General features: G+C 54.3%; 3 protein-coding genes, 2 tRNA genes and 2 pseudogenes. 2 read left to right on the top strand and 5 right to left on the bottom strand.

The features are described from left to right. Window positions 1-143 (top strand): annotated as a pseudogene (locus Q5Y71_RS04285) (IS256 family transposase); the annotation flags it as partial. A 510-nt stretch (window positions 144-653) separates the two neighbouring features. Here Q5Y71_RS04285 and Q5Y71_RS04280 read toward each other — a convergent pair. The 3 genes from Q5Y71_RS04280 to Q5Y71_RS04270 all read right to left on the bottom strand — a co-directional run bounded on the left by Q5Y71_RS04280 (window position 654) and on the right by Q5Y71_RS04270 (window position 2,710). Beyond that, window positions 654-741, bottom strand: a tRNA-Leu gene (locus Q5Y71_RS04280). Between the two features lie 182 nt (window positions 742-923). After that, window positions 924-997: transfer RNA gene (locus Q5Y71_RS04275), tRNA-Cys, on the bottom strand. Between the two features lie 498 nt (window positions 998-1,495). Next, window positions 1,496-2,710 (bottom strand): hypothetical protein, encoded by a 1,215-nt coding sequence (locus Q5Y71_RS04270; protein ID WP_306040369.1) that lies wholly within the window; start codon window positions 2,708-2,710, stop codon window positions 1,496-1,498. A 392-nt stretch (window positions 2,711-3,102) separates the two neighbouring features. Between Q5Y71_RS04270 and Q5Y71_RS04265 the strand changes: the two are divergent. Next, window positions 3,103-3,279, top strand: a pseudogene (locus Q5Y71_RS04265) (IS3 family transposase); the annotation flags it as partial. A gap of 16 nt (window positions 3,280-3,295) precedes the next feature. Here Q5Y71_RS04265 and Q5Y71_RS04260 read toward each other — a convergent pair. Further along, a complete protein-coding gene (locus Q5Y71_RS04260) occupies window positions 3,296-6,445 on the bottom strand; it encodes an efflux RND transporter permease subunit (protein WP_306040368.1) in 3,150 nt (1,049 codons plus the stop codon). Further along, window positions 6,439-7,977, bottom strand: coding sequence for an efflux RND transporter periplasmic adaptor subunit (locus tag Q5Y71_RS04255; protein ID WP_306040367.1), 1,539 nt, complete (start codon window positions 7,975-7,977; stop codon window positions 6,439-6,441). The genes Q5Y71_RS04260 and Q5Y71_RS04255 overlap by 7 nt, the downstream gene beginning before the upstream one ends. Window positions 7,978-8,094: the final 117 nt, after the last annotated feature.

Below are 8,094 nucleotides of genomic sequence, written 5' to 3'. Positions count from 1 at the left end.
CTACTGACGACGCCGCGATGAAGGTGGTGTGCCTGGCTATGCAGGCTGCTTCAAAAAAATGGACGATGCCAATCCGTAACTGGAAGCCAGCTCTAAACCGCTTTATGATCGAGTTCAGTACTCCACTCGCCGACTACCAATAAGCAACTGGCAGGAGCGGTTACACAGAATTATTTACACTCTCGGCTATAGCGCCTTGGGTGCAAATAAAGCCCTTTGAGGGCGTCACCCTATAAGCTCCCGGCTTTGCCGGGAGTCGTTTAACTCAGGCACTTAATCAGCTGGCACGTATTGATCTGTATTTTTTTGAGCAACTAAAAAGGGCTGTGATCACTCCTCTCCACGCCTGCCGGTTTTGGACTTTCCTTTACCCAGTAAAATTGGAAAACACCGCAAACCCCCGCCAGCCGTGGGCTGTAGCGATTTTTGGGATTTCACAAATTGAAGAAAAATGAAGAGAATTGAAGAGATTTTTCACAGGTCAAAATGGCTGGAAGCCAGTAACCACGGGGTTTTCCAGCGGGTGCGAGCAGTTTTGTATGAGATCTGATCAGAGGGCAGGGGGGGTGAAACGTGCGTTGACACTTTGGCGAGATTTTCCTCCGCCTCATTGGAGAGGTTTTAGAAATTTCTCGCTAAGTGCTTGATTTTATTGGTGCCCGAGGCCGGACTCGAACCGGCATGGCCATTACAGCCGAGGGATTTTAAGTCCCTTGTGTATACCAATTTCACCACTCGGGCCAGATAGGTATCATCTGGTGTGTGGATGTACCGAAAGCTAAACGCATTGATTCAGAAAGGTTGGTTGTGGATTCTTGAATCACTCGAGCTCATCGGTGTTGGTAACCGAGGGAAAAGGTACTCTGCGAGGGGCTTTAGCCTTTCGCTCAGCACTTTATCCATAAAGTTCACCTCAATGAAAATGGAGGCTAGGGTCGGAATCGAACCGGCGTACACGGAGTTGCAGTCCGCTGCATGACCACTCTGCCACCTAGCCTATTACTCCGCTAGATACGGAGCCCAAACGCGCCGGATTTTATCGGATAAAGTAGAAAAATCCTAGCGTTTTCTTATAGTTACATACACGTGACTGTATGAGGGAGGCTATTCTAGGGACTATCCCCGCTTAGTCAAGCCTTGTTTATGTCTACTTGAAAAAAATTGAGTAAAAGCCAGTAAAGTCGTCATAATGCGTTAGGTAAATTGACATAATAACTTTTAGCGATGTTGCCAATAAACCTATTTCTATTTGTTCTAGATTTGTGGTTTAGCTTGCTGGCAATCTCCCACTGGTGTCCGATACTGTTTTTATCTGGCTAACACGTCTCCCCCAAAACGTGTTTAGTAACGTCAGAAGGGCGCGCCATATGGTAATTGCCCGATGTGTAGCAAGGATGAAATCCTCCAAGTTTCACTCCTAATGGTCTTGGCCCTGACGCTCTCCCCCCCCGTCGTCAGGGCTTTTTTTTGTGGGCACTTGGTGTTTTTTAGCGGATCAATGTCTCTTCTCGGTGAGATTGCCGCTTGCCAATGTCTCCACTGGCCTTCCAGCTGCTTTTTCCGACAGTGCTCTGAAGCGATTAAGGGTCACTTCTCCCCTGGTGCGGGCCAGAGCCCGGGCCACATCATCAATACTTGCTTTCCTGCCACTGGCGACGCGAATTTCTTTATCCAGCGCCATAATTACACCCGCAGCACGGGCGGTAACCGGGCCGGAGGAGCGCTTCACCAGCAGGGTTGGTGCTTTTTCCCCCCATTTCATCAGATTATCCATCGCTTCCTGGTAGCGGGTTTCACTGATTCCCCCGGAGCGGCGCAGAATTTCCAGAGAGTAAAATTCAGCCAGGCCTTCGACAATCCAATCGCTCTGGCTGTCACCGTGAATACCTGTGGCTACATGGATCAGTTCATGGATCATGCTGCTGGTGCGGTTTGCACTGATCAATGGTCGATCTGCATGCATAAACAGGGAGCGAGGGCCGGAAAGCCCTCCACGCCACATGGGGTCACGGGCCGTTACGATCAGCAAGCGGTCGGGAAATAAAGGAAAGATTTTCTTGATTTCCGGCAGATTCCAATTGAGAAACGCGAGCGCATCCTGGCGATGAATATTTTCTCCCAAAGGGCCGGAAACCCAAGTGGAGGTATCGGCGATCCGGTCCTGGCGGCTGGCGATTTTTCCTACGATCATCCAGCCTTTGGGGCGCACAAAACGGCGTGTTGGGTCCGATAGCCGGAACAGGTATTTGTCTATCTTTGGATAGGGGAGGGCGGCAGACCAGTGCTTGGGTAGTTGCAGCTGCAATCGGGCGTTGGCATGGCCCTTACCGCTTGTTGATATGGGGGGAATCAGCTTGTCGCTACGAAGTATTGCCCAGTCTTCGGTAATCCGCGAGTCATAACTGCCGTTGCTTCTTTGGTTATCGATGATAAAGCTGTAGCTGAGTGTTGCCCTGGGTCCAGCGGGATGCCAGATAGCCCTGTTCTCCTCAATCTCCAACGGTTGTCTGCTTGACAGGTTCTTATAGCGGCCCGAACTCAGGTTGAGGGTGAGCGTGCTGGGAAGTTGTTCGCCGCTTAATTCAATACTGACATGTGCCAGCTTTGTATCGGGCGCAATCTTTACGGTATACAGCAGCTCATAGCTCAGGGCGCTTTGGGAGAGCGTAATCAGTAGTAATGAAAGAGTGAGTAACCTAGCAAGCATCATGTGTTGGCTGGAAATCTAACAAGTTATCGATTGGACAACACGAAAGCTTACAGGTGCTTGCGTATTGCCAGCAAACAGTCAGCTACCGCTTGGGGAGCGCACAGGAGAACGGAAGGTGTGCCTCTGGTGGGGCAGAAGGTCGAAGTAATCACTCTGTTAATAGGTAACTACAATTTATAAAAAATACACTTAAAAAGTCGTTATCAAAATTAATCAATATAAAATCTCTAAAAAACGCTAAATAGCGCGTGTAGATGGGCTACCCTAGTCCATCTACAATATTGAGTAGCCTGAATCATGCCCAGATTTTCTCTGGCTGCCAAAACTGCGCATCTAAACTTCTGAATCCCCGCGGGTTTCTCGGAGGCTAACTTTCTTGAGAGAATTAGCCAATGAGCAAACGACCTGGATATTCCCCCGAAGTACGGGAACGCGCAGTTCGCATGGTGTTGACCGGCGAGCACGAGCATCAATCACGTTGAGCAGCGATCACATCTATTGTCTCCAAGATCGGCTGCACACCCGAGACCCTACGATCATGGGTCAACAAGATGGAAGTCGACAATGGTACAGGGTACCATTAACTTAATGACGGGGGATTCTGCTCTGCCATTGGAAAAATACCCCTGGCATCACCAACAGTACAAACACCAGTGTGCTTACCGTGCCCCCGACCATGGGTGCGGCAATACGTTTCATAACATCTGCGCCAGTACCGTCGGAGATCATGACGGGTATCAAAGAAATCAGCAAGGTAAGACTGGTCATCAGCATCGGTCGGATACGGCTGGCTGCAGCTTGAGCTACGTGTCTTGTGGCATCCACAGGGCCGGGCACGGGACCAGTCAGCACGCTGTTTGTGGCAGACAGGTAGTGCAACATCAACAATCCCATTTCTGCTGCGAGCCCCGCCATGGCAATCATGCCAACCCACACAGCGACGCTGAGTTTGTACTCCAGCAGGTACAACAGCCAGAAGGCACCGATCAGGGCCATGGGCATGGCTATAAGTACAAAGAGTGTGTCAGCCAGGCTTCCGCGATGTAGATAAAGCAGGAAACAGATGGCTAGTAGAGTCAGTGGTACTAGCCATTGCAGACGGGATTTCGCACGTTCCAGATACTGGTATTGGCCGGCCCAGGCAATGCGCTGGCCGGGTATGAGAGAGATCTGGTCCGCAACCACTTGCCGGGCGCGGCTCACATAGTCAGAAACAGCGACCCCGCTTTTCAGATCGGCAAATACCAACCCCACAAGCTGTCCATCCTCGTTGCGAATCATCGGCGGACCTGTACGATAGTGGAGATTTGCCAATTGATTCAGTGGTATCTGAGCACCGTCCGATGCTGGCACCAATATCTGTTCCAGCTGCTCCGGGGTATCCCGGTAGTCGCGGGCGTAGCGCACCAGGACATCGTAACGCTCGCGCCCTTCAATGGTCTGGGTAGTGGCGAGTCCGCCGGCGGCAGCCGAAATGACATCCTCGATGTCCTGGACATTGAGGCCGTGACGAGAGGCCCTTGTGCGATCAATATCAAAGTCCAGAAAGTAACCACCAGTAAGCCGTTCGGCGAAGACGCTGCGGGTTGCCTTTGCGGTGCGATCATCGGTGCGCAGGGCGGCCTCAATGGCCAGGGTGGTCTGTTCAATTTCCTCCAGGCTATCGCCGAATACTTTGATACCGAGTTGGCTGCGAATACCGGTTGCGAGCATTTCCGTGCGCGTTTGGATTGGCATCCACCAGATATTGGGCATGCCGGGGAAACGCAGTTTTTCATCCATTTCCGCGAGCAGGTCGTCCCAGCTAAGATCGGGACGCCATTGGCTCTTTGGTTTCAGGCTGATCACGGTTTCCACCATGGAGAGCGGCGCCGGATCAGTTGCACTGTTGGAGCGACCAATTTTGCCGAATACCCGCTCCACTTCGGGGAACCGCTTCAGTTCGGTATCCATCTGCTGCAGCACTTTGCCCGCCTCGCTTACAGACATGCCGGGCAGGGCTGTGGGCATATAGAGAATGCTGCCTTCATTCAATGGCGGCATAAATTCACTCTCGAGCCTGCTGATGGGGTAGGCCATTGAGACCAGAGCCAGCAGCGACAAGACGGAGACCACTTTGCGCCGGCGGATACAATAGTGAATCACCGGTTGCAGGGTTTTCACCAGCACCCGCGTCACCGGGCGTTCTATGCTGCGGAATTTACCGCGGATCAATAACACCGCCAGGGCCGGGATCAGGGTGATGGCGAGCAGTGCGGCGAAGGCCATGCTGTAGGTTTTGGTGAAGGCGAGGGGTTTGAATAAACGGCCCTCGGTGGCTTCCAGTGCGAACACTGGCAGGAAGGAAACCGTGATAATCACCAGAGAGAAGAAAATGCTCGGACCCACTGCCTGCATCGCGCCGACGACCAAGTCTCTGCGTTCGCCAGCAGAGAGCGCTTTGCCGCTGTTTGCCACGAGCTGTTTGTGGATGTTATCCACCATCACCACAGCCGCATCCACCATGGCACCGATAGCCACAGCGATACCGCCCAGGGACATAATATTGGCAGTCAGCCCCTGGATGGAAAGGGGGATAAAAGCCAGCAGTACAGCGATGGGCAGGGTAATGACCGCCACCAGTGCGGAGCGCACATGCAGCAGGAACAGCGCGATTACCGCTGCGACCACCAGCATTTCCTCCAGCAGGGTGTGTTTGAGGTTGTCGATGGCGCTGTTGATCAGGTCGGAGCGATCATAGGTCACGACCAGTTCCACACCCTCGGGCAGGCCGGCGCTGACTTCCTCGATACGCTGTTTGACCCGTTCGATCACTTTGAGGGCATTTTCTCCGTAGCGCATAATGACAATACCGCCCACGGTCTGCCCTTCGCCATCCAGTTCGGCAATACCGCGCTGCATGGCCGGCCCCAGGCTGATGTCGGCAATTTGGTTGAGGGTCACGGGAATCTTTTCCGCATTGACTCCGATGACAACCTGCTCAAGATCCCTGACGCTTTGGATATAACCGCGACCGCGCACCATGTGTTCGTGGCCGGCAATTTCCAGCACGCGCCCGCCGGTATCGTTATTGCTGCGGCGGATGGCTTCGACCACTTTACCCAGGGGAATATTGAACATCCCCAGGCGATAGGGGTCGATTTGCACCTGGTATTCCTTCTCGAAGCCGCCAATGGAGGCCACTTCGGCAACCCCTGCGACCGAGGTGAGCCAGTAACGCAGCTTGAAATCCTGCAGGGCGCGCAGTTCCTGCAGGTCGTTCTTGCCGCTGCGATCTACCAGAGCATATTGGAATATCCATCCCACACCGGTGGCATCCGGGCCCAGAGTGGGTTGTACATTCTCAGGCAACTGAGCCGCCACCTGGTTCAGGTACTCCAGAACCCGCGACCGAGCCCAGTATATATCGGTGCCGTCTTCAAAAATGGCATAGACAAAACTGAGCCCGAGGAAGCTCTGGCCCCGCACAGATTTAACTTTGGGGAGCCCCAGCAACGCGGTGGAGAGGGGGTAGGTAATCTGGTCCTCCACCAGGTCAGGGCTGCGGCCGGGCCACTCTGTCATCACGATAACCTGGGCATCGGACAAGTCTGGAATGGCATCCAGAGGGACGTTTATCAGTGCACGGTAGCCTGCCAATGCGGCTATGGCCGCAAGGACCAGGGTAATGCCGGGTTTGCTGGCACAGAGGCTGATAATGCGCGCAATCAGTCCTTTCGGTTGGTAAGTTACCATTGCTGCGCCCCCGACTTCAGACGGCTTTCCGCAGCGATCAGAAAAACGCCGGAGGTGATTATCCTGTCCCCGGCCAGCAGGCCGGAGCGGATCACTATCTGGTCGCTGTCGCCATAACCTGTGCGAACTTGAACCGGCTCCAAGCGGCCTTCACCCAGATCGCGAAACACAATGCGTTTGTTGCCGGATATCAGCACGGCATCCCGCGGCACCACCAGTTGGTTGCCCAACTCGGCACTGAGCAGGATGTCTGCAAACACACCGGGCCGCAGTTCGCCAGTGGTATTGGGTAGCGAGACTCGCAGGCGTGCGCTGCGGTTGCTGTGATTGAGGAAGGGGTCAATCTGGGTAAGTGTGGCCGGTATGTCCCGGTGCTGTACATTGGTGAGGCGCACCCTGGCAGGCATACCGACTTGCAGAAGGGGTAGCTGATCTTCATAGGCGTGAGCTTCGATCCATATCCGGCTTAAATCGGCAATTCGCAGCAGGTTCTTCCCTTTTTCAAAGGAGGAGCCGGCAACGATATTTTTCTCGATAATCACCCCGCTGGCGGGGGCAAAGATCGGTATATAGTCCTGCGCTTTCTGCTGTTCTGCCAGCCAGTCAATTTGTGCTGCGGAAAGCCCCCAAAGCAGTAGACGCCTGCGCGCTGCCTGTTCGAGCGCGTCGCCCCGGCGACGGGCTTTCAGGTACTCATCCTGCACTGCCAGCAGTTCCGGGCTGTATACAGTAAACAGTACATCGCCGCGGTTGACCTGTTTGCCCTCGAAGTCTGCATCCAGATCACCGATCCAGCCACCGAAGCGGAGGCTGATATCGCGTAAGCGGGTTTCATCATAGGTCACTTGGCCGTGCAGGTGCACTGACAGTGAGAAGAGCTTGCGTTCCACCATGCCGGTTTTGATACCAATGGCCTGGCGCCTGGCACTTTCCACTACAAGGCTGTTGCTGTTTAACTCGTCGTGACGCACCGGCTGTAAATCCATACCGCAAATAGGGCAGGCTCCAGGATCAGCGGATTTGACTGAAGGGTGCATGGCGCAGGTGTAATAGGCGGCATCGGATGCCTGTGGTGCCGACCTCAGGCGCAGCCCCTTGCGGTTGGTACTCATGTCGAAGGAGAGATCCACGTGCTGATCGTGGCCGGTAGCCACATCTACGACCATTGGCCAGGAACCCACCATCGCCAGCTCAATCTCGCCCTGGAAAATACCGGGGGCTGTCTCGCTGAACGCTGCCTGGGCCCGCATCGCCGGCATGGCACCCATGGCTGGCATTTCCGCCACAGCGCGCACCTGGGCACCGGCTACCGGATTGCCCTGTGAGTCCCGCACTTCGATACGTATTTGGTTTCTGCCTACACGGGGTTTGAGGGGGTCGATGGACACTGCAACCTGGAATGGGCCGGTCTGAATAAAGTCCGCCGCGGTGATTGCCGATTGTGGAAAGTGGCCTTTCCAGAAAAAAGCCCCTGTCGCCGCCGCAAGCATAAGTCCCAGGGCCAGGTAGCCAATACGGTTAAGGCGATTCATGGTTTCCCTCCCTGGCTGGAGAGGGCTCGTTCTCCAGTGTGCCGGACGATCGTGGTCTTTTGCCTGCTGAGGGCAGCAATGGGATTATTGGCAGTCAAGGTTCGCTCCTCGGACAAT

Origin of the sequence: Microbulbifer sp. 2205BS26-8 (assembly GCF_030731025.1) — a bacterium.
Taxonomy (GTDB): domain Bacteria; phylum Pseudomonadota; class Gammaproteobacteria; order Pseudomonadales; family Cellvibrionaceae; genus Microbulbifer; species Microbulbifer spongiae.
The sequence above is the reverse complement of the archived record's forward strand: the minus strand, read 5'-3'. Positions and strand labels throughout refer to the sequence as shown.

Coding starts and splice junctions, on each gene's coding strand:
- Q5Y71_RS04270 (WP_306040369.1), bottom strand. CDS start 2,710: ATGATGCTTGCTAGGTTACTCACTCTTTCATTACTACTGATTACGCTC.
- Q5Y71_RS04260 (WP_306040368.1), bottom strand. CDS start 6,445: ATGGTAACTTACCAACCGAAAGGACTGATTGCGCGCATTATCAGCCTC.
- Q5Y71_RS04255 (WP_306040367.1), bottom strand. CDS start 7,977: ATGAATCGCCTTAACCGTATTGGCTACCTGGCCCTGGGACTTATGCTT.